Below are 26,212 nucleotides of genomic sequence, written 5' to 3'. Positions count from 1 at the left end.
GTACCTTTATATCTGTACAAGCACATAAGATTGCTACTACACCTTGAACAGATTAGTACTTTTTAAGCTGGAATAAATTACCCATTTCGTATGCTGAATAAATTTCCTGCATTGCTTCTTCGGTCACTTGATTGATCTTTTCGATCGTAGGGTTCAATCCAGTACCGTCCACAGTTGTTCGAAATGGCCGACTTGAAGGCTCCGTCTTCAGTAAGTTCAGAACCGCATCTGCAACTAATTGCGGACTGGGGGCATCCTCTGATTCATGGCCCTTCTCAGTACCGGCCCACATTTGCTCAGGGGCATCTGCATATTCACCATAACTCGCAGCCACTTCTTTATCACTTGCTCTTAACAGGTTTGAGCCAAAACCGGTTCCAAATCCGCCTGGTTGAACAATCAAAGATTGAATACCAAATTGCGCCAGCTCTACGCGATAATTCTCTGCCATTCCTTCTACCGCATGTTTGGTGGCATTATAAGAACCAAGAAAAGGTAATACGAACTTGCCTAAAATGCTTGATATTTGAATGAGAGTTCCACTGCGGCGTTGTTTCATCTGCGGCAACACTGCACGTATTAAACGCTGAACGCCAAAAACATTGATATCAAAAACCTTTTTAAAGTCCTCGATGGTAAAGCTCTCCTGCCACCCGAGCGTACCGACTCCCGCGTTATTAATTAATATATCAATTGGACCGACTTCTTTAGTTGCTTGAGCAATACCATTGGCGACGCTCTCATCATCGGTTACATCAATATCGACGACAACGATACCTTTAGCAATAAGCTCATTGGCTACAGAAGCATTGCGGCCACTTGGATCTCGCATGGTGCCGATTACTTTATAGCCATTATTTGCAAGTGTATTGGCAATGAGATAACCGAAACCACTATTTGAACCAGTAATAAGCGCTGTTTGAGTCATGATTGTCTCCTTAAATTTTTCATCACATCAGCTGCCGCAAAGATTAAAACTTGTACGCGCATCAATGGAATTAATTTTATGTATATAGTACTGAACAAAAACAATAGCTAAAAAACCAGTACGCAAAAGGCTTTATAAGCCACCCCTATTGATCAGATATTCAATCAGGGAGTTTTTAAAAAAATAAGAAAAAAGGACTTCAGCACAAAGAGCCGGATTGGTTATCTATCAGCTCTTTTGTCTAGTTTTTAGTAAGCAAATAGACAGACATATCGTGCCGAATAAGAGAAACATACGAAATTTTTGAAAAACCAGTCTAAGGAATGAAAACCTTAAAAGCAGTTATCTAGTACCATACAGGTATAGGACTTAAACAATTACAAAATTGAATTAAATCCTACCTGCATTCCATTTAGATAATTCTGATTATATTTCCTACTAGGAAAATAGTATTCTCACTGTTTACCCATCTCCGCCTCAAATGCCTCGCGGTAATCGGGATGCCAACGAGAGAGTGGTGGGCGATTGTTAATGATATCCCCCATAGCCCATCTCATACGTTTAACATCAGTTTCACGATCTACGTCATTATCTGGGCAAAGAATGTAAAAATCACCACGCTCGACGCTCTCCAACATAAAACTAACCACTTGATCTGCAGTCCATGCGCCATCAGGTTTACTAGAGCTACCAGTCATACCCGTGTAAGTGAAACCGGGAATTAATAAGTGGGATGAGACCTGACTTCCAGGTGTATTTCGAATAGAGTGCTGTAACGCCTCCGCAGTGGCTTTTACCGCAGCTTTACTGACGTTGTAAGCCGGATTTCCTGGTGGAGTGGTAATTCCCTGCTTAGATCCGGTTGTAACGATAACCGATGGGCTGCTTTGACTTATCATTTCGGGAGCAAATGCATGAATACAATGAATGACCCCCCAAAGGTTGGTATTGATGATCTTATTCCAACCATCTAAGTTCTCCCAGCTTCCATTTTTAACAGCAGTGCCTGCATTGTTAAAAAGAAAATCAATACGGCCGTATTCTTTTTTAACTTTATCTTTGAGTGCCAGTACCGAGCTAAAATCACTTACATCGGTTTCTACTATTAAAGTGTCACTTGGTAAAACGCGCTTGGCTTCTTCCAATTTTTCTTTGTTAACATCAGCTAAACAAATCTTCATCCCTATTTTTGATAGGGCCTTTGCGGCTGCAAAACCTATTCCACTGGCACCACCAGTAATAACTGCGACATTATTCGGCTGAAAGATAGTAGATGTGCTCATAGGGATTCCTGGATTATCGTCAACGGTACTCAAAGGTATAAAATAGAGTTTGTAAAATACGGCATTTATACCGCCCCTTCAGGCATAGGCTATTTACCGAAATCATTCTTTATAGCCTTGAGATTCTTATTGAAGCTTTGCCTGAAGAAGCCTGTTACTAAAATAGACTACTATTTCATCAATTTTAGAAGTTCTTGAGCAACAGCAATGGAGGATTTGTTGTTCTGGCCTGTTACCAGTTCACGATCAACAACTACATGCGGCTGCCAATCTTCTTTGCTACGGGAATAATTACCGCCCGCATTGGTGAGTGCATTTTGAGGCCAGTAGAACAGCTCATCACCACCCAGGTAGTATTGAGTAGCCACAGCTTCTTCTGAGTTACTAAAAGAGGTCATTTTGTAGCCGTCATACACCCACCCTTTGGCAGCTTTAGCTTTCTTACCGGCTTTCATTTGGGCTTCAAATTCAGAGCTGTTAGGCAATGCGGACAGCAGCGCAACTGGGCCGTGACACACTAAACCGGTAGGCTTGGACTCGGCGTTAAAATGTCGTAAGAAGCTACCCAGTTGATCATTGGATACCAAGTCACCTAAAGGTGCATGACCTCCCGGCACAAACAGCGCATCAAAATTCTCTATCCCGATTTGCTCTATACGCGCAAAGCTGACTACTGGACTGTGATCTTTGTCAGTCAGCATAAGCTGGTTGAATAAAGCTCTATGGGCATTGTAGTTTTCTTGACTGGTATCCAAGAAATGGTCAGGCGCATCCGAAACCGGATCCAGTGTCGGCGCCAGCCCCATCGGGGTGGCAAATGTTATTGTGTGACCAGCTTCCATCATCAATTTGACCGGTTCCATAAGCTCATTCAAATAGAAGCCCGTTTTGTAGTCACTGCCACCCTTCAGCTTCATTTTCGATACGTCTGACATCACAACCAGAACGTTGTCTGCCATCGCCAGTGGGCTCACCAGCAATGCTGCCATCGCAAGCAGTTTCTTCAAGCTCATGATCACTTCCTCGAAATTGGGGTTGAAACAATTGAAGTGGCGGCAGAATAGGACCTTAGGGTTTATTACTGAAATTAATTAATTTAATATAGCTATGAACATAACTAATAGCCGAGACCGGTTAGAATGAGCAATATTTCGGACATTGAGCTAAGCCAACTTAGGCTCCTGCAGATTATTTTTGAGACCCGAAATCTAACCCGAGCAGGCGAGCGTGCAGGGCTAACGCAATCTGCGGTAAGCCATACGCTGAAGAAACTCCGCCATAGCTTTAATGACTCACTGGTCATAAGGCAGGGTAATCAACTGGTGCTGACTCCAAGAGCTGAGTCCCTACAAACACCGCTAAATCGCTGGTTAAATGACTTTGAGCGGAATATTTTAAATCAAGAAGAATTCAACCCTGCAAGTACCCAGCACACTTTTTATATCGCAACGAGCGACCTAGTGGAGCAGAGTATCGCTCCCCCTCTAATAGCATCACTTCAAAAAGACGCCCCGAGAATCCAGATTATTTTTATAAAGTTAGATAAGCACAGGATCGCCAACCAGATTGAGAGCGGTGAAGCGGATCTCTCTATCAGTGTTATGGAATCAAATCATCCAAGCCTAGTGGTAAAAACTTTGTATAAAGATGATTTCGTCTCCGCGGTACGAAATGAGCATCCATTTTTGAGAGACAAAAAAAATATTCATAATTTTTGTCGATATCCGCATATTATGGCAGGCACAGGGAGAGATATTCGCGGAACGGTTGACAAGGCACTAGAAGAAATTGGCTTGTCCAGAAATGTTCAATTTAAAGTAGCAAATTTTTCCAGTGCGCCCTACATTGTAGAATGTAGTGATGGAATCCTCACCGCGCCAAGAAAATTTATCCAGTCTATTGCCGGAAAATTCAATATTGTGCATTTTACTCCACCGGTCAGCCTTCCCCAATACTCTATGAAAGCCTATTGGAGCTTAAAAAATAAGGATGATCCGGCAAATAAATGGCTAAGGGAAAAGATTGCGAAAGTTGCTCGTATTGAGTACTAGTTTTAAATGAGTTTGGTTTGAACTACTTTATTAAATACATCAGGTATCGAAATTTATCACGTATGGCTACAATCAGTGAAACCTCTAAAATATTTATTTATAAATTAATATCGTCATCAAGAGCCCGCCGAGAACCTTTTGGCGGCCCCCACCTTACGCACACATCATCTTTCTCCAGGGTACCTTTCAGAACATCACACCTGATTTTAGGGGTCCTTATTTGCTGTCTACACTTCTCTAATGACATATCCGGATAGGAACCTCGACAGTATTCAGCAAGTAACTCACTTGCTTTTTCCGGTCTAGTAAAATAGGTGATACTGATTATTAGTAACACTACTACCACCACAATTTTCATTAATTTGACCTTGTGCATAGATTCGGAGCACCCACAAAACTCGTAGCTATAAGCGCCATAAATATTGACACAGCATAGACTGCAAAATCAAATGCTGCACAAATATACACATTTATATAATTAATGCCTTTGCCTCGTAGCGCTCAGATCTCTTTGAGCACGATACCCTATTATCATTGCACCTCTCGCTATGCAAAATGGGAATTCCTGTGTGATACAGATATGGAATTTAGCATTGACGATGAGTATCGTCGCGAGTAAATTGAGTCCAGGATACATAATCCGACTTCAATTACCCAAAACCACAAGGTTCGAACCCCAAGTATACCTTTCAGTTTTTCACTGCCGATTAGCCCTAAATTGATAATAAATATCTACCGATACTGTACTGGTACCAATAATCTTATTAGTACCTATCTCCAATTTTTAGGTGTCCTGAATTCACCGCCAACAAATTACGCTAAAAATATACACCACTTATCCCTCTATTAATTCAACTCACCTTAAAACTAACGACCAGATTCAAATTATACAAATAGAAACTCAACACCATTAATCATCTAAAAACTACTATCACCAATAAGACGGCAAATTACATCAAATTACAATAACCACAAAACGTACACTCCGCAAAAAATAGCATTAAACCTATTGACGCATTGATATTTACAAATATAACATCAGTGGCGCTACCAATACTGAAATAAAAATTAATTTCCTTACGTTGAGTTGTGCATATAACTTCACACCCAACTCAATAAGCTCACACAGGCTTTCCTGTTGTAGAGACAAAAGGATATCAAGGTATTTGGTACAATTTATCTTGAAGGACACTCACACAAAACCTTGGCTAGGAGCCACTTAAAAATGAAAAAATTCCTATTATTGGGTCTTGCAGCTTTAGCTGCGAATGTTCAAGCTGATGCTGTAGTTGGTCCAGTAGCTAGAATCTATGTTCATGACAACATCGTCAACTTCCGATTAAAAGATGATGCCTGTAAATTAGAGAGTACCGTAGGAAATACCTATTGGCGTTTCAGCTTGGACTCTCAACCGGAAACGGCGAAAGCTTGGTATGCCATGCTATTAAATGCGGCCACTACTGGAAAGAGCGTTAAGCTTGGGGTTCCATCATGTGACCCGGAAAACCATCAGTATATTAGATATGTGTACCAGGACTATTAGGGAGCACCTTAATTTTGGTACCACCAACTGCCAGAACAGCTTTAGTAAGTAACCAAGATGCTTCTGGAACTTTAGGGTTTGGTGAGGAATGCTTCACCAAACTCTTGCTGAATATTGAAATCAGCAGAACCATTGTGAAGCATCAATCACTAAATTAGATTGGTGCAAACCACAAAATTCTATCCAAAAGTTGCCTTTCATATTGGCGCATTTACAGAAAAGGGGAAGGTATCCTTGATTATAGGATATGCATTGCCAATAGTTACCTGGAATCTTCCGGCACAATGCCCGGGTTAAATTGTAAATATATCTACTCAGTGGAACCAATGTTGGGCGGCGACTAGCTTCGCATTTGCGAATACATAAACGATAGGGAAGCAATAATGAATATAAATGCAATACTAGGGATAGTCTCTTTCGGTGCGCTGGTCACCGCGGGATCATTCTCATTTGCCGAAGACAGCCATTCATCAATGATGAATGAAATCCCCCCTCCTCCAGATGCAGTTATCACTGAATCTATTTGTGGACCCACTACTGACTGGCAAGATGTTGAGAGCTATAACGGAACGCTTGGGCCAACCATAGACTTCGTTAACACGCATCAAGGTGCTGTCGGACATATTCGATGGAACAATAACCTTAATGCGCTATATAACAACCCAGGAAATGTCAATGACGTTAGGTGGTGTACGGGTACATTACTAACCAACAATTTGTTTTTAACCGCCGGGCACTGTTTCGACCAGCAAACCAATGACGGGCGCGGATGGGATGCTCCTATTGACAATACCACAGGGCGGACAATTACATCCGCACAACATGCTACAAATATGCATGTTGAATTTAATTATCAATATGATGCAAATGGCACATTGAGATCCATAGTATCGTTTGACATTGTTGACTTGGTAGAATACAGACACGGTGGTTTAGACTATGCAGTAGTCCAGCTAGCAGGCAACCCTAACTCTCAATTTCCATCTGCCTCGTTATCTGCCGACATTCCAAATCTGAATGACCAATTAACAATTATCCAACATCCCGCAGGAATTCCAAAGGTAGTTGACGCCGGCCAATATGACGGCGTAGAGTCGAGTGGCGGCTTGGTCGGCTATATGCGCTACGCAAACTTGGACACAACAGGAGGGAGCTCCGGCTCCGGCGTGTTAGATGATTCCGGTCACCTGATTGGTGTACATACCAATGCAGGTTGTACGTCAACGGGCGGTGCCAATCACGGCGTTTTAAATTCCGATATTGAATTGGTCTCTACAGAGGTAGCTATTCGTATTGATAACGATAATGATGGCTTGTCCAATTGGCATGAGCGTCAAATCGGTACGAATGTAAACCTGACTGATACAGACGGTGATGGAATTGATGATAAATGGGAATATGACAATGGCCTTAATCCATTATCTGTAAATGACGCATGGTATGATCCAGATAATGATGGATATACCAACCTTCAGGAGTATGAAGAGGGTACTGATCCAAATGATCCATCATCCAATCCGCAAACCAAATTTGCAGCTATTTTAATACCAATAGTCAGTCTTCTATTAAATTAAAAAAAGAGCCTGCCAATGCCAGTAATTAGCCCACTGGCATTGGTGAGCAAAAGCTGTCTAGCAAAAAATCCAAAACTTGCTGTCAGTTATGAAGTGTAATACCCAAACCTTGTAAGACACTTGAATCATAAATCATTGAAGCATTTGACAAATAAATTTGTGGGCATCAAGCACACATCGTCTATTCATAAACAGGCAGATTTTACCTGACATACATATATTCCTTTTGCCAATCGCAATCGAAGTTACTCTAACATGAACTAAGATACCGACCTTTTCCACTGTGAGACCTCGTCAAAAAATTAGTCGCACTTATTGATAAAAATTAGACACTGGCATTGATCCATAGGCACTCTTACTCTCCTATTCAGTCTTCGACAAAACTTCTAGTGATTCCATTTAAAACTTCTCCAACTGGTCAAGAAGAGGGCCTATACCAGATTTCCTTTCAATATAGTGACCCAGTAGAAGATATATTAAGTACTGCACAGAAAAGTAAATAAAGGGAACTAGAATGGTCCCCCAATTTTGCCTTTTCAACATTGTGAAGTGGTCCACAAGTTCCCACATTGCATTCGATTTAAATAATGTATCTTTGAGCAGACTATGGATAAGCTATTTAGCAAGAAAATTTTGGCACTGACACTTACTGTCGTATTGGCTTCATGCGGTGGCGGTGGGGGCTCCTCTTCGGATTCCGATCCATCCCCATCCACAGGGGGAGATGGTAGTGGCCAGGGCTCCGGAGGTAGCACAGGTGGCAGTGGTACGGGCGGCAGCGGATCAGGTAGCACTACACCACTTCCAGACAATGAACCCGGCACAGTGACTGTTGGCGATATTGAAACTGCAGACTTGGGATTTGCCCGAATTACTTCTCGGGATATCACCCTACCAAATGGCCAATCCAATGCTCAAGAGGTTCACGGGCTCCCACACTATATTGCCAGGACAGACAGCACCCAGGACGACACCCTAAAGTCGGTCCCCATGCGAACTTACACGGCTGCCTGCGCAACTGACACTGATAAGCCTCGGATATTTGTTTCCAAGACCCTAAGCGAGGGTAGTGGAGATGATGAAGTCACTTATGGCACTGTTTATGAGCTGCAATATAACCCAGAGACTTCAAGCTTCGATCAAACCGGTAACACAACGATACTAAAACAATGCTACGAGTCGCATGGAATTGCGGCCAGCTCAGATTGCTCCCGGGTTGCGGTCTTGTGCAACACTGAATACCAGGCAAACAAGCGTTATGAGGTTCAGAGTGACTTGGTAGAGCAATACGGCAGCGATTGGATGAAAATGGAGGACAATATCAGCCCTATTGATGCCCGTATTGAAAGGGACATCGGCCTGATGATATCAACCAATCATAGTCAGTACATCGGCTACTTTACTGATCATCCAACCCTAACATTTGAGGACTTCCTCCCCGGGCTTAAAGCCAATTTCCCTGAGACCGATTTTGGTGATTCTCCATCCTTTAAGACAATTAAAGGAAATGAGATGCAAGAGGAGATGGCTTATATCGTCGATCAGCTCTCTGAAGCCGACTATAACGCGATGGTCGAGTACATTCGTGAGAGAGGCTATAAATATAACGACCAGATCTGGCTAATGGAGTGGGACAATCAACCGCTCAGTGAAAAGCCCGCAGCCTATGTTGTAAACAAGATGCACGGTGGTGGCCATGCCGGAGCCCAGGAGCTTATCTATGTGGATAATGATAGCCAAGGCCGTACCAGCTATGCGTTCTCCGTGACAGCGCGAGTTTTTGACAGCAGCTATGGTGGCTCCCACTATTCTGCAGGAATGACCGTCATTGATCGGGATAACTGGTCCCTAAACATGAGTGGCAGCAATAATAGGGGTTGGTATTGGCTTTGTGGCTATGGCCATGTATTAAATATCCGGGCTTTCTATAACCCAGACAATGAAAAATATGGAGCAATTTGTACCAGCGATGGCGGCAAATATAATCAGTCTCGCGGGTTAAACACTATTGCTATCAAAATGGAGGATACTTCCTCAACCAGTAGATTTGAAGGAAATTACAATTACCTGGTCCCGTCCGACAATGCATTCTTCTCCAATGGAGGTGGGCACACGGTAGTTCCGGTTGATGAAGATACAAATCTATCGCTTATCGTCTCCCCCAAGTATATCGATGACGAGGAAATGAATAGCTTCCTTCAAAGCAAATACGGCATTGATACAAGTAGTGGAGGCCCCTTTGATGAGCAATGTTCAGATAGTACAAATTGCTTCTTCTCATATATGTCAAGCAGCGCCAACCCAACCATCTCCAGACAGGGCCTACGCGGAGGCGATGCCTTGGACGCCTCTTCTTTAACCCGTATTGGCATCGCCAAAGTCGATGGTAACGGCAGTATCGAGGGGCAAGGCTTCAAATGGCTGGTAGAGGAGCCCGACTGTCAAATCAGTGACCCTCAACTTATCAATTTGAAAAATGGTCGCTACCTGTTTGGCTACGCACAATTTCAGTGTATCTCCGACAACCTGTCATATAACCGAAGTTCAGCTAAGAATGGCGCAATGCGTATGCTGGTCCCTAAAGCCTATTATGTTATGGAGATTGACGCAGACCTGAATGTGTTAGAAGGGCCAGTAAAACTGACTAAATATGGTTGGGGTGGCCTAGATGAACCCATTTTCCTTGGTAACGGTAAAGTAGCCTGGTCATACATCAAGAACCCTACCTATGACAACTACGGTGGCGGCAAGCAAAATGTTTGGCAAGCGATGATTTACCACTCAAACAGCATTAATTAATTCAGCCATAGAGAAATCACTAATAACTTAAAAATGGAGAGCCTCGCTCTCCATTTTTAATAAAAACATTTAAGTGGATTACGAATAGTTAAGGTTAATATTCTACAACAGAAGAAAATGCTTGGTACTGACTCAAGAATACATCTCCAGATAACTTCTGCAGAAAACTACTCCTCTCCAGGCAATCCATCACTGGCCCCTTAACTTCCGACAGATGCAGTTGAATGTCTCTATCCAGTAGATTGCCATTGATAGACTCCAATACCTCCAAGGCACTCCAATCTATTTCATTCACCGCACTACACATCAATATCACATGCTTCACTTGAGGATTACTGGCGAGGCCTGCATAGATACGCTCTTCTAAAACGCCAATATTAGAGAAGATCAACCGCCCATCTACACGGAAGCTAAGAATCTCAGGAACAGTTTTTACCTGATGCCTATGAATATTGCGGAAGTGTTCCGTACCCTCCACCAGTCCAACTTCCGCAATATGCGGCTTGGAGGCTCGATAAATAAATAGCAGCAGCGAAGCACCTACCCCGCAGGCAACGCCGGGCTCTACTCCAAACAGCAGCGTAACGGCGATGGTCAGGGTTACTGCTAGAAAGTCCGCCTTAGCAAAATGCCAGGTTTTACGCAGGATAGAAAAATCCACCAGCGAGAGAACTGCAACAATAATCGTAGCAGCCAGAGTGGTTTTGGGGAGATAGTAAAGAAACGGAGTTAAGAAGAGTGCGGCCAGGGCAATACCCACCGCGGTAAAGATGCTGGCGAATTGCGTTTGCGCACCGGCTGCGTCATTCACCACAGAGCGGGAGAAGCCTCCACTCACAGGAAATCCGCCAGAGAGACCAGCCCCCACATTGGCCATACCCAGGGCAACCAATTCCTGATTGGTATCAATTCTCTGCCTGCGCTTAGCCGCTAGGGTTTTGGCAACAGATACAGACTCTACATAGCCAATAATGGCGATCATTAATGCCGGCACCAGTAAAGTCTCAAGTAACGGCAACGATATTTTGGGCACGGTCAGCGATGGTAAACCTGCAGGAATAAGGCCCACCAAGGCTACTTGCCGCACTTCAAAGTCCATCCAAAATGACAAACCAATCGTTGCCAACACCCCCAATACTGGAGCAGCTTTAGATAGGAGTTCGGCAGTGCCCGATGATAAACCAAAGGTTTTCAGCAGTGTTGCCCCATAAGCTCGAGCCCAATATAGAAACAGCACGACTCCCAAGCCGGTTATTAAAGCCAGGTTATTAACTGCACTTAAATTTTCCCATAGGGAGACAAGCAATTCGGGCGCAGTATCACCACTGGCAGATATACCCAGCAGATGCCGCAACTGGCTAAGTGCTATCAATAAGGCAGAGGCAGTGATAAAACCAGATATCACTGGGTGGGAGAGAAAGTTAGCGAGCATGCCAAGACGCAAAGCACCCAGTACTGCGAGGATAGCCCCAGATAAAAGCGCAAGAGCGGCAGCGGCACTCAGGTAGTCCACAGCACCTGACGCTGTAACTTCTCCTAATGCGGCAGCACTCATCAGGGAAACCACAGCAACCGGCCCCACCGACAGAGTATTGCTAGTGCCAAAAACACCGTAGACGATAAGGGGCACCATACTGGCATAAAGCCCTACTTCAGCTGGCAGACCGGCGAGTAGAGCGTAAGCAAGAGACTGTGGAATCAACAGTACTGTAACAATTGCTGCAGCCAAAAGATCCCGAATGAGGGTGTCCCGATCATAAAAAGTAAGGGTGTTGAGAATAGGAAACCATCTGGAAAACTGCTGCTTGGCCATCATTTACTGCTCACATTTTTCTCTATCCACGGCCCCCTTATACGCAGGACTCAAGAAAGATTAGAGACGGCACCAGGTTGTACCGCCATAGAGAATAGTTAATCACCAGCAGCCAGAATTGACTGCTGAAAAATATATGAGATTAAGGTTCGATTGTGACCAGTACTGCACTAATATCAAAACCCGCCCCTTGAGCCTGGGAGTGCAGTTGCTTTTTATCTGCACCCATCAGGATTTTGGCCCCCGCCCAAACCTGGCTGGAGCGGTTTCCGGTTCGGCAAAATGCATGCACTTTACTTCCCTCTTGCAGCACATTGCGAAAGGCCTCGCAGTGCTCTCGCATCATACGCCCACGGGTAAAGGGAATTGCCACAAACTTAATTCCAGCTTCTTCCGCTGCAAGCTTCATATCGGCATAGCTGGGATGCGCTTCACTCTCCCCTTCCGGGCAGTTACAAACCACAACCTGTATACCATTCTGCGCCAAGGGTGCCAAAGCGTCACAGGTAATATGTTCGGAAACGCTGACCTGGTCATCCAGTTTTTTAATGTTCATGTTCGCCTCAAAATTGATTTAATCCAATCCTCTGGGGACACTTTAACAAATAGCTAAAGCTGATTTAGCGGAACCTTTAAATAGACAGTACCATTGGATTCTGCCGGAGGCATTTGTCCCGCGCGGATATTTACCTGCACAGAGGGGATAATCAGCTTCGGCATATTCAGGCTGGCATCGCGCTTTTTGCGAATTTCTACAAACTCTTCTTCGCTGACACCATCGCGCAAGTGGATATTTTCCCGGCGCTGAATCCCTACGCTGGTTTCAAACTGGTAATCCCGCTTGCCTTTAGGTGGATAGTCATGGCACATAAACATGCGGGTTTCTTCTGGCAGGGACAATATCTTGCGTGCAGACTGATATAACTGTGTGGCATCACCGCCGGGAAAATCGCAGCGGGCGCTGCCCACATCCGGCATAAACAGGGTATCTCCCACAAACAGGGCGTCCCCGATTAACCAAACCATATCTGCCGGGGTATGCCCAGGGCTGTACATCACTCGCGCTTCCAGCGCTCCCACCTTAAAGGTGTCATCATCTTTAAAGAGATGATCAAACTGGCTGCCGTCTGCGAGGAACTCCCGTTCCAGGTTAAAGACATCGCGAAAGATTTTCTGCACCTGGCAAATCTGGTCACCGATAGCGATACGCCCACCCAGCTGCTCCCGCAGAAAGGGGGCCGCTGAAAGGTGATCCGCATGGGCGTGGGTTTCCAATATCCATTCCAGGGTCAGCTGCTTGTCGCGAATAAACGACACTATCTCTTCTGCCCCCTGGCTACCGGTTCGCCCGGAGGCAACATCAAAGTTGAGCACAGCATCCACCACTGCGGCGGAGCCCCCCTCCTTGTCGTATACCACATAGCTCCAGGTTTCTGTGTCCCGATCAAGGAACGGCTTTACCTGAGCGACTTGCTTCTCTTGGTGCATTTCATGCCCTCCAGCACTCACTATGCTATCAATATACATTCTGATAATATATAAAACAATATATTGTTATTTTGTAAATTGTTCACAGGCTCAGCGCTATGCCAGACCCCAATAATCTCGACTTCGACAAGATGCGCGAATCCGCCGGCCAGGCTGCGGCCATGCTGCGTTCGCTGGCCAATCAGGACCGCCTGATCCTGCTCTGCCAGCTGAGCCAGGAAGAACTAAATGTAGGCGAACTTGAAGAAAGGCTGGGAATTCGCCAACCCAGCCTGTCCCAACAGCTGGGTATTTTGCGCCGCGAAGGGCTGGTGGCCACCCGCCGCGAGGGCAAACACGTGTATTACCGGGTAGCTGACCAGCGAGTTCTCACCCTACTGCAAACCCTATACCAACTTTATTGCGCGGAGTAGACCCATGACTATCGATTGGACGGCCTTTACCCCCACTACCGCTTTCGCTGGCGGTGCACTCATTGGGCTCGCAAGCGCCCTTTTACTGCTTTTCAATGGTCGCATTGCCGGTATTTCTGGAATTATTGGCGGCCTATTGGAAAGGGGGACAGGTATTGGTTGGCGTTTGGCATTTATTGCCGGGATGCTTATCGCCCCCCTCTCCTGGCAACTTTTTTCTGCCCTACCCCCAATAAAAATTGATGCGGGTTACCCAACCCTGATTATCGCCGGACTGTTAGTGGGGTTTGGCACCCGCTATGGCTCCGGCTGCACCAGCGGCCATGGTGTTTGCGGGCTGTCCCGCCTGTCTCTTCGCTCACTGGTTGCCACGCTGGTGTTTATGGGTGCGGGCTTTGCCACCGTATATGTTTTGCGCCACTTACTGGCAGCCTGATGGAGGGAATGACAGTGAAATCCAGAATAATCGCACTAATGGCCGGATTGATTTTTGGACTGGGCCTAATACTCTCAGGCATGGCAAACCCGGAGAAAGTACTGGGATTCTTAGACCTGGCCGGTGCCTGGGACCCATCCCTGGCGCTGGTGATGATCGGTGCAATTACCGTTGGGCTGCCAGCCTTTCAGCTAGTAAAGGGACGCAGCCGTTCTCTCCTTAAAGAGCCCCTGCAGCTACCTACCAGTGCCGATATTGATCGCCCCCTGGTAATCGGCGGCCTGCTGTTTGGCGTGGGCTGGGGGTTGGCAGGCTTTTGCCCTGGTCCAGCGATTGTGGCCACAGGTGCCGGCCAGGAAAAGGCCCTGGTTTTTACGCTGGCAATGCTCACCGGCATGGGTATTTTCCAGTTCGGCGCCCGTAAAACTGTCGCAGCCCAGAGCTAACCCCGCGCTTTAACCACTAGCGCGGCACAAGCCAACTATCTTGTTGAAGCAGGCCAATCTTCAGCAGACAAGGGAATGCGAGCTCACCACCTTATCCCACCCTGGTTAAAGCGCTACCAGCCCAAGTGGCTGGTAGGCGATGCCGTGGGCGCGCTCCTGGCCAGCATGATGCTGATACCCCAGGCACTGGCCTATGCAGCACTTGCCGGCCTGCCGCCTTACCTGGGCCTTTATGCTGGGCTACTCCCACTGGTTGGCTACGCAATATTTGGCTCAAGCTCTGTACTGTCCGTCGGTCCGGTAGCCGTTCTGGCTCTGATGACTGCCTCAGCCCTCACCCCCATCGCCACCCCAGGTAGCGAGGAATATATAAACGGCGCCATCCTCCTGGCCCTGCTGAGCGGGATCATTTTGCTAATAATGGGATTACTGGGCCTTGGCAGCCTGTCCAATTTATTGAGCCTGCCGGTGGTGGATGGCTTTGTCTCCGGCGCAGCAATATTGATTATGGTGGGGCAGATTGCACCGCTGCTGGGTATTCAGGGTGAGGGGCACACCGCTCTGGAGATTCTGGTAAGCACTCTCAGTAATTCCCCTATGACAGATCCGGAAGCCGCCTTGCTGGGAATTGTGGCCCTGGCCAGCCTGATTGCAGCGCGCCTGGGATTGCCATTTCTGTTGCGCAAAATGGGGGCCAGCCCACCGCGGGCAAAACTGCTCTCGCGACTGGCACCTATGCTGATCGTCCTGATATCGGTCCTGCTCACCACCATCTTTCATTGGGAAAAAGAGCTGCCGGTGGTTGGCGTGATTCCCGCGGGCTTACCGGCCCTAAAGGTGCCCTCTTTTAATCTGGGCATGGTTTACGAGCTACTGTTGCCGGCATTGATTATTGCCCTGCTCGGTTTTGTCGAGAGCCTCTCAGTAGCCCACAGCATCGCCCTGCGCCGGGGAGAAAAACTCAACCCCAACGCCGAGTTGCGCGGCCTGGGCACTTCGAATCTTTTCAGCGCTTTTTCCGGGGGCTTTGCAGTAACCGGCAGTTTTGCACGTACTGCCGTTAATGATGAAGCCGGCGCGAAAACCCCGCTCAGCGGGATTATTGCAGCGATAGTGATCGCACTGGTATTGCTGTATGCCACCAAGGTTTTTACCGAACTGCCGATCTGCGTACTGGCCGCCACAATAATAGTGGCGGCGGCAAACCTGATAGATGTCCGCGCAATGGCCCACCACTGGCGCTACGACCGCACCGACGGCCTTGCCATGGGCGGTACTTTCTTGGGGGTACTCTTGTTTGGGGTGGAGGCCGGGATTGGCCTGGGTGTAGGACTCTCTTTCGCTACCCTGATCTGGCGCACAAGCCGGCCTCATATTGCCGTGGTGGGGCGGGTTCCCGGCACTGAGCAGTTTCGCAATGTGCTACGCCACACAGTGAAAACCCTGCCGGATATCCTCTTCTTGCGCATCGATGAGAACCTGTTCTTCAGCAATATCAGTGCAGTCGAAGAGCGTCTGTTGGTGGAGGTCAAGCGCCACCCCAACCTGCACGACCTGGTGCTGATTCTCTCTTCGGTCAACCGTATTGACAGCACTGCCATCGAGCGTCTGCAACAAATCAATCGCGACCTGCAGGAGCGTAATATCTGCCTGCACCTGGCAGAAGTGAAAGGGCCAGTACTGGACCGACTGGGGCGCTCCAAGCTATTGCAGGAGTTGAGCGGCAGGGTGTTCCTGTCCTCTTATATTGCTGAATTGGCCCTGCGCCACCATAAGATCGATGACGACAATCAAGCTGCCAGGCCCAACCCTCCCGCTGATCCTGCCTGAACCGAAATCCCCCATAAACTTGTAAGCGCCGGCCCTACACTGGCAAAATATCCAGTATTTGGGCGAAGCACACGATGGGCGGCAATACTCTCACCACTGAGCAACAGGCAATTGCAGATCACGCCGGTGGTCATGCCAAAATTATTGCCGTTGCCGGCTCTGGCAAAACCACTGCCCTGCTGCACTATGTGAAAAACCGTCTGGATGCCGGTATTTCTCCTGAGCGACTGCTGGTATTGATGTATAACCGTAGTGCGCGGGAAGATTTCGATCGCCGTATGCGGCACCTTGCGGATGGACCTATTCCCTCGGTACACACTTTCCATAGTATGGGCTACCGCTTATACCAACGCATGATCGCCAATGATCATATTGCTGCGGCCAATCTCACCCCTCTCCCCCAATCCACTGTTCAACTGCAGATCTGGAAGGCGATTGAGGAATGTGCCCCCACCCACGAGCTGGAGGAAATCCGTGCGCGTAAGCAATCGGAGATCGAAGCTGCAGAATTTTTTATTGACTACACCAAGACCATTCTATCCGGGGACCTCAGCGCATTTCAGGAGCTGAAACTCGGCGATGAGTACATGTATTTCCTGCAGGTGTTTCGTACCTTCGAGACCTGGCGCCGTAGCCAAAATGCTGTTACTTACGCCGACCTGATTTACGATCCCGCCATGCTGCTCAGCCTCGATGAGCAGATGGCCGAACAATACGGTAGCTATTACGAAGATATCCTGGTGGATGAGTACCAGGATATCAACGAAATACAGCACTTTTTATTGCGCGTACTCTACGGAAAATCCGGCAACGTAATTGCCATTGGCGACCCGGACCAGACTATTTATGAATGGCGCGGCTCCAAGCCAGATTTCCTGCTCACATTTTTTGATGGCGATTTTCCGCCCTCAAATATTTATCACCTGAGCCGCACCTTCCGTTACGGCCACCAGCTATCCCTGGCGGCCAATCACTTTATCGAAAATAATCGCGACCGCGCCGATATATTCTGTGTTTCCGCCGATGAAGACCGGCATACAGAAATCGAACTGGTAAGAACCGATAAAGAAGGCCGCTGGCTGGTAGAGCATTTGCGCCGCTGCCAAAAGCATGGGCAGCCACTCAATGATATCGCCGTGCTAGTTCGCCTCTGGTCTATTGCGGCCCCCATTGAACTGGCATTGTTGGCCAACAATATTCCGTACAAATCTGCCAGCCGCAATACGGTGCTATCACGCCGCGAATTAAGGCCACTTTTTTGGAGTTTGAATATTGCCTCAGGCCGATTTGCCGAGCTGCCCGTCAAACGGCGTCAACAGGGGCTTTACGAGTGGCTAACTGCGCCCCATGTGCGTATTCCTCGCAAAGTACTGGAGCCCATTTGCTCCTCCCTCGCCGCCCTGGATAAGGGCTGGGGCAAGCAGCTGGTTCACCTGCTGCCGGAAGACCTGAGCAAGCCACAAACCAAACGCCTGCGCCAGCGCGCAGATCTGCTAACCCAAATTGAAAACTGGCGTGGCCATGCCGGTGAGCTGCTGCGAAGGCATATCGGCGAACTGGAACTCCTCAGCGGAATTGCTGACGACGCCTTCACCCGCCAGCAGGGAGAAGAGCGGCAGCAAACCATCCTCGCCTTCTGCCAATATTTGGACACACTCAAACAGCCGCCCATAGAAGCCCTTGCCCACCTTCAGGAGCTGCAGCGACAACACCGCGAAGGAGAGCAAACTGAGGCAGATGCCATCCAGATAACAACCATGCATCAGGCCAAGGGACTGGAGTGGGATCAGGTAATTATTCCCACTCTCACCCAGCACAATATGCCCTACCAGCCCCAACGGGATTTCAGCACCCCCGCCTCCCTGGAGAGTGAGCGCCGCCTGATGTATGTCGCCATAACCCGGGCAAAGTCAAAACTATTTCTGCTGGCACCGACAGAGGCAGCCAATAAAAAAGACCCCGAAGCCTCCCAGCCTTCACTGTTTATCAGTGAAATGCAACTTCCCCTGAGCAAGTTGATGGCGGATTCACTGCGTCAACGCCCTGAACAGATAGATACTGATATCCCTGTCTCCCGCCAGGCCCTCCACTACCTGGAAGCCTGTGATTACAACCCCAATATCAGCGCCCCACGTGCGCCCATACGCAAACCGGAACCCGGCGAGGGCCTACGCCACCGCAAACTCGGCCATGGGCGGGTGCTGAAATGGGAAGACCAGCGAATTGAAATACTGTTTAGTGACGGCAAACCGCGGCGCTTTGACTGGGAGACTTTGGCTCAGTATTTAATGTAGTAAATGCGATAAAGAAAAATCTTTATATCTGGGGCTGGGATATAGTTTTGCATCGATACTTAATGGTTTAGCGGTGAAATGCCTATCACTGGTGAAAACCCATCAGTATCTTATTCAGATAACGAAAATGGATTTTTTTTGCATCGGTGCCAGTTACGCATTTACTGAGCGTTAACTACTTCCGGACCAATTAACAGATAGATTTCTATGCAACCACCCATTAAAAGCCTTCTTTGTCATCACCTCTCCCAGTTACTTTTAATTACTAATAAAATTCCACAATCATTGTTCGGCAAGCAGCTTTCCCCGGATATGTTTTCCATGGGAGACAATGCAAAAATTGCAGCCAATTTTGCTTTGCGCGGATACTGCCCATTGGTTGACCGGAAAGTTGTTTCATTCGATAAGAAAGGGGTTATAAAAGAGGATATTCAAGATACTATCGAGAGAACACTGGAGTACCTGGATACCTTACCCAAAGTAACGCAACTTGATACCAGCAGGATAATCACTGACAAAGCCGGTTTTATTGAGGTGCAGCTGCCCCAAATTGAGTTTATCTACCAATACATACTGCCAAACCTCCTATTCCATATCAGCCTGGTCTATGGGACCGCACGCGCCCATGGTGTTGCACTCAGTAAAGGGGACTTTGATGGTTACCATAGCTATCCAGCTGGCTTCAGCTTTGTCTGAACTGAGGACACGCCTCCCGGCCTAGCACAACACCCCACCACTGAATCCACCCTCTATGCAGAAATACCGGTATTGACATGATCCGACCGACCCTTCTGAGCCAGACTCATTTCCTTGAAGTTGTGGCCGCTATCTCCCGCCAGCCTCCAACATCCCTCGGATACCGGGCTTATAGAAGGTAAGGCAATGATTTATAACGACTTTTCTGTAAAAAAGTAGTTGACTTCGGCGAACACCCTCTATACTATCCGCACCCGTAACGCGCTCGTAGCTCAGCTGGATAGAGTACCTGGCTACGAACCAGGCGGTCGGAGGTTCGAATCCTCCCGAGCGCGCCATACAAATCAAAGGCTTACGTCTCACGGCGTAAGCCTTTTTTTGTTGTGGTGCAAATTAAATAGGATAATCACTCAAAAACTGTACATTTAGACAGCCCCTTCCGACTTACAACCGAAGCCTTAACGGCCCCCACAAGTCAAGCTATGCCCCCAAAAATAAGGGACAACAACCTCAGTTAAATCAAGTCACCACTCTCGGCAAATCCCCCCACCGAGTGGTATAGGCAGGCGATGTAAAAGCCTGTCGCATCTTCCACTTCTTCTGGATGCCCTCGGCCCCTAAAAATAAAGTCCCACGACCATACTTTTTATTGATCCGATCCATCGCCTGCATGGTCACCCCTGCTTTGATCGATTGCCCTGGAGTGAATAAATCACCCTGCCCTAGCGCACGCGGGATAATCTCGGCAAGCCCCACTCCTGCTTTCATAAAGCGGCAGCCGGGGCGGTATAAATCGGCAATGGCTTCTCTCACCAGCCGCACGATTATTCGCGTATCATCGGTGGGGTATGGAGTCTGCACAACGGTGCTGCGACTGTAGTGGTTGGGCTCATGGGGCGAGATATGCAGAAATACATGAATCGACTTTACGAGCGATTTTTGCGCTCGCAGTTTCTCCGCTGCCCTGCTCGCATATAAGCTGGCAGCCTGCAGTATCGGCTGTAAGTCTGTGAGTTTTTCACCAAAGGAGCGGGTGCAATAGATCTGTTTCTTAGCTGGGGGCTCTTCCTCCAAGCCAAGGCAGGGAACCCCATTCAACTCCTCTATCGTTCGCTCAATGTTCACATTGATATGACGGCGCAATATTTTCGGGTTGGCCTGCGCCAGGTCATGGGCTGTCTGTATGCCAAAATCGGCCAGGCGCCTGGTGAGGCGCCGGCCTATGCCCCAGACATCATTGACGGCGGTACGGCGCTGCATCCACTGCCACTTCCCTGGCGTATCAAGTGCGCAGACGCCTTCACATTTAGGGATCTTCTTTGCTGCACGGTTAGCTAGCTTGGCCAGGGTTTTACTGGGCGCAATACCCACACCCACAGGCATACGGATATCCCGCCAGAGTGTGCAGCGGATCTTGCGGCCATAATCCAGCCACTCCTCATGCAGCCCGTGAAGGTCCATAAACATTTCATCAATGCTGTATACCTCCACATTGGGGCTAAACTCTCGTAGGGTTGTCATTACCCGGTGGGAGATATCGCCATACAACGGATAATTACTAGAGAAGATCGCCACCCTATGCACGCGCAACAAGTGCTCAATCTTAAAGAATGGCTCAAGGTCGCCGATGCCTAATAGCTTCGCTTCTTTTTGGCGTCTTCGTTCATAGCTTTGTTAGCATCCCCGAATTCACTTAGCTGGCGACCTATTTCCTCGAGGTACACTTTCCCATACTTCCCACTTTCCAGCTCCTCGATCAAGAAACTCGGCAATCCAGTACAATACTCTTTACTACGGCTCGCAATACCCAAGCCAACGGCAGCAACCGTATCAACATCCCCGCTGAAAGCAACGCTATTTACAAGAACGTCTTTAAGAGATTCGGAGGTTCTCAAAACCGTTAGTAGCGCATGGACCGTTTCCTCAGCACAGCACGCCACTGGAGCAGACCAATTTTCTCGCCAATTATATTTGGTATGTTGTGACACAAACTCCGTCAAATTTTCCTTTGCTCCCAAGTTATAAACGGCGTAGTGTGATGCCAAAGCGACCGCCTGCGAAGATTTACGGCCAATTTCTGTATCGTGAGTGAGTGACGCTTGCAGCTCAGCCATTTCTAACAGTTTAGTAATATTGTCGACATACCCCAACGGTGCTGATCTCATAGCCGCACCATTTCTAGTGCTTTGTGGTTTCATTTTTCTAAGAAATTCTTCACCACTACTAATTGAGTGCAAAAATGAGTAAAAACCTTTTGAATATCCTAAGCGCTCATCACGCTTGAAGCATTCAACGAACTTATTAGCCAAATTCTCTTTTGTCCAAGCTTCGTCGCTAATAATCAATTCTGCTATCGCGAGCGACATTTGAGTATCATCTGTATAGCAACCAGGAGCAATCCCTAGTTCATGCTCACAGTACTGAGATAAGTTATTGTATGCTTCAACTTTTTCTCTAGGGGAAAATTCAAACCCTGCTCCATAAGCATCGCCTATTCCGATTTCTAACAACATTTAAATCTCTCCCCATTAACCCAGTATCGACTATTGATTGCTAACGCCGCTATATACGGCAAATTTTTTGGTGATTGATTTGTGCTAGCGTAAGCGTCCAGCACAAATTCGATCGCAGGAAAGTTTGTCCAGCCCAACAACGTTGGGCGTGTAGATAGCTTTGTTACAAGGCACTACAGTGATCTACGCAAGTTTGAAATAAATTGAGATATGGCTGCAGCTAGAAATGCCCAGAAGCATAAGAATAGCTTGCCGCTCCCTCCGTCTAAATAAGTTGAGAATACCACGTACGGGGAATGATTAGTTTTTACAGCGATGAAGAGCATGATTGATCCAAAAACCAATGTACTAACAAGGTAAATCCAAAAAGCCATTACCGGCTCACTACTATCTTTATAGTTCTGAATTAGCCACATAATGGTTCCTGCAAATAGAGCCACCCAAATCAATTGTATATTCCTTGCTAGGGCTTGTAACGCTCAAAGCAGCCGCGCATTTATGCGTCGGCTGCCTTTGCTTGTTAACCCCAATTGTCTGCTAGTATCCACGCAGCTTTGAACTCGCAGGTACTTGCATTAAAAGTGAATTCACAGCCTTCGTCAGTAAGGTCGTTAAGAACCCCTTTTACAATCGGGCCAGACTGCCCGGTAAAGCTAATACCATCAGCCGATACTCGCTCACCGGACCAATGTAGATTAGACCCTTTGAACAAGGTGAGACAAAGGCCGTCTGTAGCTACCAAGAATCCAGTTTCTTCGTTGTAGATAATATTATCAATACCATCCCATTCTGTGGCTGAAACAATCTCTCTAGAATTGGGATCGACAAAGTAGCCTTGCCCACCTGCAACAACAAGAAACAATTTCTCTCCTGGAACCCGAAGAACGGTATTAAAGGAACTCCAGCCTGATTGACTGAAAACCCCAACCCATTCTAGATACTCTTCATCGAAGAATTTAACCCACACAGTATTTCCAGACTTTGAGAAATTATGCTCTTCAAAATCTCCTGATAATGGTGGTCGATCTAGTATCTCTGCTTCCATGAAAATAGCTCAATGCGTGGATAGGGTTAACGCCCATATTTGCGGCTGGTTGGAGCGCAGCAGAAAACCAGTCCGACAACATGCAATTGTTAAGGCTTTTTCTGCCATAACGGAGATAACTTAGCTCCCCAGTGGTCTACGGCAACAAGCTGTTCATTTTCATCAAAATAGAACACTATCTGATTTTGAAGCCGGATCTGTGTCTCGTAATTTTTATCCATAGACTTTGAATCTTCAAAATTGATGTCAGGTAGATCACTTTCTAATATAGCGGCTACTGATTCCTTGGTGCTGTTTTGGCTAATAAACTTCCCTAGGATGCGGACATCGGCACTCAATTTAGGTACCGCCTCTATCGTATAACTTTTATCAACAAACCAATTAATCAAGTACAAATTCAAAACAACGGATAGCACCAAGGCTGTAGCAAGAGTTCTCATTTCGTATTTCTTCCCGTCTGCATATGCCTTAACGCCCGCATCATTTGCCGCAGCGCAGCGGAGGTCAAATGCATGCGTTTGTTATGCACTTTGCGCAATATGTGTTTCAAATTCAGACCACGATGAGGCAAGTTTAACAGCGGCTCCCGGCTCCATACCAATTAGCGGCAATATAAATATTTGGCCAGACTCATCGAAAACAAAAACCTCACCACCACCATCACATGCAAAGGCAATGAATCCTGGAGCTGCTTGAACTATGCCTATGTCCTTATTCATTTTCTCAATTGTATCTAGTGGCTCCAACTCAAAATACTCACCAAGTTCATAATCCGTCTCACCCCACAGCTGATCAGATGACTTTAAAAACTCTATGTATTCTTGAGGTAACGTAACATTCATTTTATTTGGATGCCTGATCTAACCTTTTGCATAACGCTTTGCGAAGGGGTGAAATGCGCAGCATTTTGTCCCACTTACGCAACTTGTTATGTGTTTACTCATACTTTTGCCAGTGCGCTTCGATTTTCTTATACTGCTCAGGAAGATTTTCTTTTGCCTCAGCAATAGAACCGTAATCTGAATCTTGTTCTTTTTCCCAGCTGGAATCGCAGCTGAATCGGTAAATAACATCAGATTCATCGTACTGGCAAATTGCTAGCCCAAATATTTCGGACGCAATTTCCCCAGACTCGTAACGAAGCTCGCCAAATGGCTTGTCACCTGACCAAGCCCATTCCAGAACCTGAGCACCATCGATTTCTTTTGGCGGTTTACTCATACTTCACGCGACACATAACGCCCCGTCTGTGTTTTATACACATCATTTAAGTCCATTTAAAGCCTCCGCTGCCTCCATATAATGGAGAAGTTTAGTGTACCCCTGCCAAACGGTTTTAACTCCAGGCTCACCATCGCCGCTCCGCCCCAGAAAGCCTCCAAGTCCTGCCAACATACGAGTTATATCTCTCATACTTGGAGCTTCATTTGGTGGGGAGGTTTTAGCTTGCATTATCCATATCATACGCCACTCTTTTTCAGAGTAGACTTTCGTACACGATGTATCAGGAAGCGTTCGTGCTCGTGTTGTCATGGAGTGTAGACGCCACCCAATAATCATATAGATTGCAATACAGTTCAGCATTCGCTGCTCGGTTCTAAAGCGATTACTTTCTATCTGGCATCCGCCTTTCACCACTCTAAAATAGGTTTCAATTTCCCATCGACTTCGATACCACTCAATGATAATCCTCGCTTGCTTAAAGTCCTCAACTGCAAGATCGGTCAGCAGCATCCATTCAATACCTTTTTTGCCTTCTGGTGGGCTTAATTCCTTAGCAAAAACTGCGTAGATAGAAAGAGGTCGTTTTGATTTTCCTTTCCCCTGTAATCTTACTTCTGCAATGGATACACTGACCTTAGCTTCCCTTTCTGGCTCCCCATTCCTTTTGGGGATACCTACTGAGTATTTTCCGATGGACTTCTGTTTGGTCAAATAGTCCCAAAGTAAAGTCGTATCTTCTCCTTCGATCTCTAAACTACGATTAGCCTTGGCTCGAACAATATAGCTTGCACGCCGCTGTTCATTTTGATCTTCAGCTAATTGAAACCACTCATGAATATCCCCCTCTCTATCCGCGATACTCACAATCGTGGTTTCAGGGCAGCGCTCTTGTATCTCACAAGCTGACTCATAATGGTCTAACCAGCGTCGACTCTCTTTATCTTGTATCGACTTGGTATAGCGAGAATTAGCACTAGATTCTTTATCTCGCTGCCACATGCTACCCTCAATAATTCCCAGGTTATCTCTGGATGGTGTTATAGCGATAGACGTATGTAGGAGCTGCTGATTAGTCTCTTTGCGTCGGAGTGTTCCCATTTCTTTGCTTTCTAAATCGGTAGCAAAATTTAGGAAAGTGGTATCCTGAGGGATAAGAACAACTGGCTGAACCTTGATTCTTTCAAGAGTGGCTGATTTATGTCCACTCATAATGGAGTCAAAGCTGACTTTATCATTTTCGATAAATCGATAGGCTGCAAAGGTTTCTGTCCAAGACTTGTTTGCACAGGGAATACTACTCTTTGGGTCGGTACTTAAATTACTGAGAATATTGGATAAGCGCTTATTCAATCGTGTATCACCCATAACCTGATTTTTCACTTCGTCCCTGACCCAGTCCTGCATAATTATCCAGCCAAATCTGTAGCTCCTATACCGTACAAACTGTAACTCATTGATTTTTATAATAAAACTGAAAAAACTTGTGTATAAAACTTAGCGCCCCGTACAGGGGCAGACAAATAAGCGTAGCGTTTTGGCTGTCCCAGCGACCAACGGGAGCGATTGCTGCGGCTTGTTACATACTGACACTGACTGCAATTTTGGGATCACAGATTCCTTCCCCATAATAAGCAACAATTTCAACCCTTTCCCAGTTTCCAGAGATATCAAACTCTCCTTCAGCCTTCCCTCCTTGAACAGTGAATTTCATCGGGATCGAAGCACCAGGATTTTTATTGCCTGCATCAAGGAAAATAACCACTTCCTTTATTTTAAAGCCCTTGTATTGGCTTACGGCATAGAACTTATGGCCAAGGCCTCCATATAACTCCTATG

The 26,212-nt window shown here is 46.9% G+C and carries 24 protein-coding genes and 1 tRNA gene; 11 read left to right on the top strand and 14 right to left on the bottom strand.

Features of this window, described 5'->3' with window-relative positions:
* Nucleotides 1–52: 52 nt before the first annotated feature.
* The 3 genes from ACJJIP_RS07030 to ACJJIP_RS07020 all read right to left on the bottom strand — a co-directional run bounded on the left by ACJJIP_RS07030 (nt 53) and on the right by ACJJIP_RS07020 (nt 3,224).
* Nucleotides 53–928 (bottom strand): SDR family oxidoreductase, encoded by an 876-nt coding sequence (locus tag ACJJIP_RS07030; protein ID WP_444946511.1) that lies wholly within the window; start codon nt 926–928, stop codon nt 53–55.
* A 455-nt stretch (nt 929–1,383) separates the two neighbouring features.
* Nucleotides 1,384–2,211, bottom strand: a complete 828-nt coding sequence (locus ACJJIP_RS07025) for an SDR family oxidoreductase (RefSeq protein ID WP_282953075.1) — start codon at nt 2,209–2,211, stop codon at nt 1,384–1,386.
* A gap of 170 nt (nt 2,212–2,381) precedes the next feature.
* Nucleotides 2,382–3,224 (bottom strand): type 1 glutamine amidotransferase domain-containing protein, encoded by an 843-nt coding sequence (locus ACJJIP_RS07020; RefSeq protein WP_282953074.1) that lies wholly within the window; start codon nt 3,222–3,224, stop codon nt 2,382–2,384.
* 126 nt (nt 3,225–3,350) lie between these two features.
* Here ACJJIP_RS07020 and ACJJIP_RS07015 point away from each other — a divergent pair, with 126 nt between their 5' ends.
* From ACJJIP_RS07015 to ACJJIP_RS07000, 4 genes are all read left to right on the top strand, one after another.
* Nucleotides 3,351–4,262 carry a LysR family transcriptional regulator gene (locus ACJJIP_RS07015; RefSeq protein WP_444946510.1) on the top strand — a complete coding sequence of 304 codons (912 nt, stop codon included), beginning with the start codon at nt 3,351–3,353 and terminating at the stop codon, nt 4,260–4,262.
* 1,225 nt (nt 4,263–5,487) lie between these two features.
* Nucleotides 5,488–5,805: a hypothetical protein gene (locus ACJJIP_RS07010; RefSeq protein ID WP_020413241.1), complete on the top strand. Its 318-nt coding sequence runs from the start codon at nt 5,488–5,490 to the stop codon at nt 5,803–5,805.
* A 383-nt stretch (nt 5,806–6,188) separates the two neighbouring features.
* On the top strand, nt 6,189–7,379 hold the full coding sequence (locus ACJJIP_RS07005; protein ID WP_020413242.1) for a trypsin-like peptidase domain-containing protein: 1,191 nt from the start codon (nt 6,189–6,191) through the stop codon (nt 7,377–7,379).
* A 606-nt stretch (nt 7,380–7,985) separates the two neighbouring features.
* Complete coding sequence (locus ACJJIP_RS07000) at nt 7,986–10,178, top strand: hypothetical protein (protein WP_444946509.1); 2,193 nt, start codon at nt 7,986–7,988, stop codon at nt 10,176–10,178.
* A 94-nt stretch (nt 10,179–10,272) separates the two neighbouring features.
* Here ACJJIP_RS07000 and ACJJIP_RS06995 read toward each other — a convergent pair whose 3' ends face one another.
* The 3 genes from ACJJIP_RS06995 to ACJJIP_RS06985 form a co-directional block, all read right to left on the bottom strand.
* On the bottom strand, nt 10,273–11,994 hold the full coding sequence (locus ACJJIP_RS06995) for a SulP family inorganic anion transporter (protein WP_020413244.1): 1,722 nt from the start codon (nt 11,992–11,994) through the stop codon (nt 10,273–10,275).
* Nucleotides 11,995–12,133: 139 nt separating this feature from the next.
* Complete coding sequence (locus ACJJIP_RS06990; RefSeq protein ID WP_020413245.1) at nt 12,134–12,547, bottom strand: protein tyrosine phosphatase family protein; 414 nt, start codon at nt 12,545–12,547, stop codon at nt 12,134–12,136.
* Between the two features lie 53 nt (nt 12,548–12,600).
* Nucleotides 12,601–13,479: an MBL fold metallo-hydrolase gene (locus tag ACJJIP_RS06985; RefSeq protein ID WP_444946508.1), complete on the bottom strand. Its 879-nt coding sequence runs from the start codon at nt 13,477–13,479 to the stop codon at nt 12,601–12,603.
* Between the two features lie 98 nt (nt 13,480–13,577).
* Between ACJJIP_RS06985 and ACJJIP_RS06980 the strand changes: the two genes are divergently transcribed.
* From ACJJIP_RS06980 to ACJJIP_RS06950, 7 genes are all read left to right on the top strand, one after another.
* Complete coding sequence (locus ACJJIP_RS06980; protein ID WP_282953067.1) at nt 13,578–13,892, top strand: ArsR/SmtB family transcription factor; 315 nt, start codon at nt 13,578–13,580, stop codon at nt 13,890–13,892.
* Between the two features lie 4 nt (nt 13,893–13,896).
* Entirely contained in the window at nt 13,897–14,328 is a 432-nt protein-coding gene (locus ACJJIP_RS06975) for a YeeE/YedE family protein (protein ID WP_444946507.1), read from the top strand.
* Between the two features lie 8 nt (nt 14,329–14,336).
* Entirely contained in the window at nt 14,337–14,774 is a 438-nt protein-coding gene (locus tag ACJJIP_RS06970; RefSeq protein WP_444946506.1) for a DUF6691 family protein, read from the top strand.
* A 75-nt stretch (nt 14,775–14,849) separates the two neighbouring features.
* Nucleotides 14,850–16,604 (top strand): SulP family inorganic anion transporter, encoded by a 1,755-nt coding sequence (locus ACJJIP_RS06965; protein WP_353376686.1) that lies wholly within the window; start codon nt 14,850–14,852, stop codon nt 16,602–16,604.
* A gap of 74 nt (nt 16,605–16,678) precedes the next feature.
* Nucleotides 16,679–18,898 (top strand): ATP-dependent helicase, encoded by a 2,220-nt coding sequence (locus ACJJIP_RS06960; RefSeq protein ID WP_353376685.1) that lies wholly within the window; start codon nt 16,679–16,681, stop codon nt 18,896–18,898.
* Between the two features lie 207 nt (nt 18,899–19,105).
* Nucleotides 19,106–19,594, top strand: coding sequence for a DUF1993 family protein (locus ACJJIP_RS06955; RefSeq protein ID WP_444946505.1), 489 nt, complete (start codon nt 19,106–19,108; stop codon nt 19,592–19,594).
* A 261-nt stretch (nt 19,595–19,855) separates the two neighbouring features.
* Nucleotides 19,856–19,932, top strand: a tRNA-Arg gene (locus tag ACJJIP_RS06950).
* Nucleotides 19,933–20,113: 181 nt separating this feature from the next.
* Here the strand turns inward: ACJJIP_RS06950 and ACJJIP_RS06945 are convergent.
* The 8 genes from ACJJIP_RS06945 to ACJJIP_RS06910 form a co-directional block, all read right to left on the bottom strand.
* A complete protein-coding gene (locus ACJJIP_RS06945; RefSeq protein WP_353376683.1) occupies nt 20,114–21,187 on the bottom strand; it encodes a DUF4113 domain-containing protein in 1,074 nt (357 codons plus the stop codon).
* Between the two features lie 38 nt (nt 21,188–21,225).
* Nucleotides 21,226–22,107 carry an ADP-ribosylglycohydrolase family protein gene (locus ACJJIP_RS06940; RefSeq protein WP_353376682.1) on the bottom strand — a complete coding sequence of 294 codons (882 nt, stop codon included), beginning with the start codon at nt 22,105–22,107 and terminating at the stop codon, nt 21,226–21,228.
* 520 nt (nt 22,108–22,627) lie between these two features.
* Nucleotides 22,628–23,152 carry a hypothetical protein gene (locus ACJJIP_RS06935; protein WP_353376681.1) on the bottom strand — a complete coding sequence of 175 codons (525 nt, stop codon included), beginning with the start codon at nt 23,150–23,152 and terminating at the stop codon, nt 22,628–22,630.
* A gap of 89 nt (nt 23,153–23,241) precedes the next feature.
* Nucleotides 23,242–23,592, bottom strand: coding sequence for a hypothetical protein (locus ACJJIP_RS06930; RefSeq protein WP_444919110.1), 351 nt, complete (start codon nt 23,590–23,592; stop codon nt 23,242–23,244).
* Between the two features lie 81 nt (nt 23,593–23,673).
* Nucleotides 23,674–23,994: an SMI1/KNR4 family protein gene (locus ACJJIP_RS06925; RefSeq protein WP_353376679.1), complete on the bottom strand. Its 321-nt coding sequence runs from the start codon at nt 23,992–23,994 to the stop codon at nt 23,674–23,676.
* A gap of 94 nt (nt 23,995–24,088) precedes the next feature.
* Nucleotides 24,089–24,373, bottom strand: coding sequence for a hypothetical protein (locus ACJJIP_RS06920; protein ID WP_353376678.1), 285 nt, complete (start codon nt 24,371–24,373; stop codon nt 24,089–24,091).
* Between the two features lie 42 nt (nt 24,374–24,415).
* Entirely contained in the window at nt 24,416–25,780 is a 1,365-nt protein-coding gene (locus ACJJIP_RS06915) for an IS4 family transposase (RefSeq protein WP_444945463.1), read from the bottom strand.
* Between the two features lie 172 nt (nt 25,781–25,952).
* The gene (locus tag ACJJIP_RS06910) at nt 25,953–26,138 is read right to left on the bottom strand and encodes a hypothetical protein (protein WP_444946504.1); all 186 of its coding nucleotides are present in this window, start codon (nt 26,136–26,138) and stop codon (nt 25,953–25,955) included.
* Nucleotides 26,139–26,212: the final 74 nt, after the last annotated feature.

Source organism: Microbulbifer variabilis (genome assembly GCF_052467165.1).
This window is presented reverse-complemented; position numbering and strand designations above follow the sequence as displayed.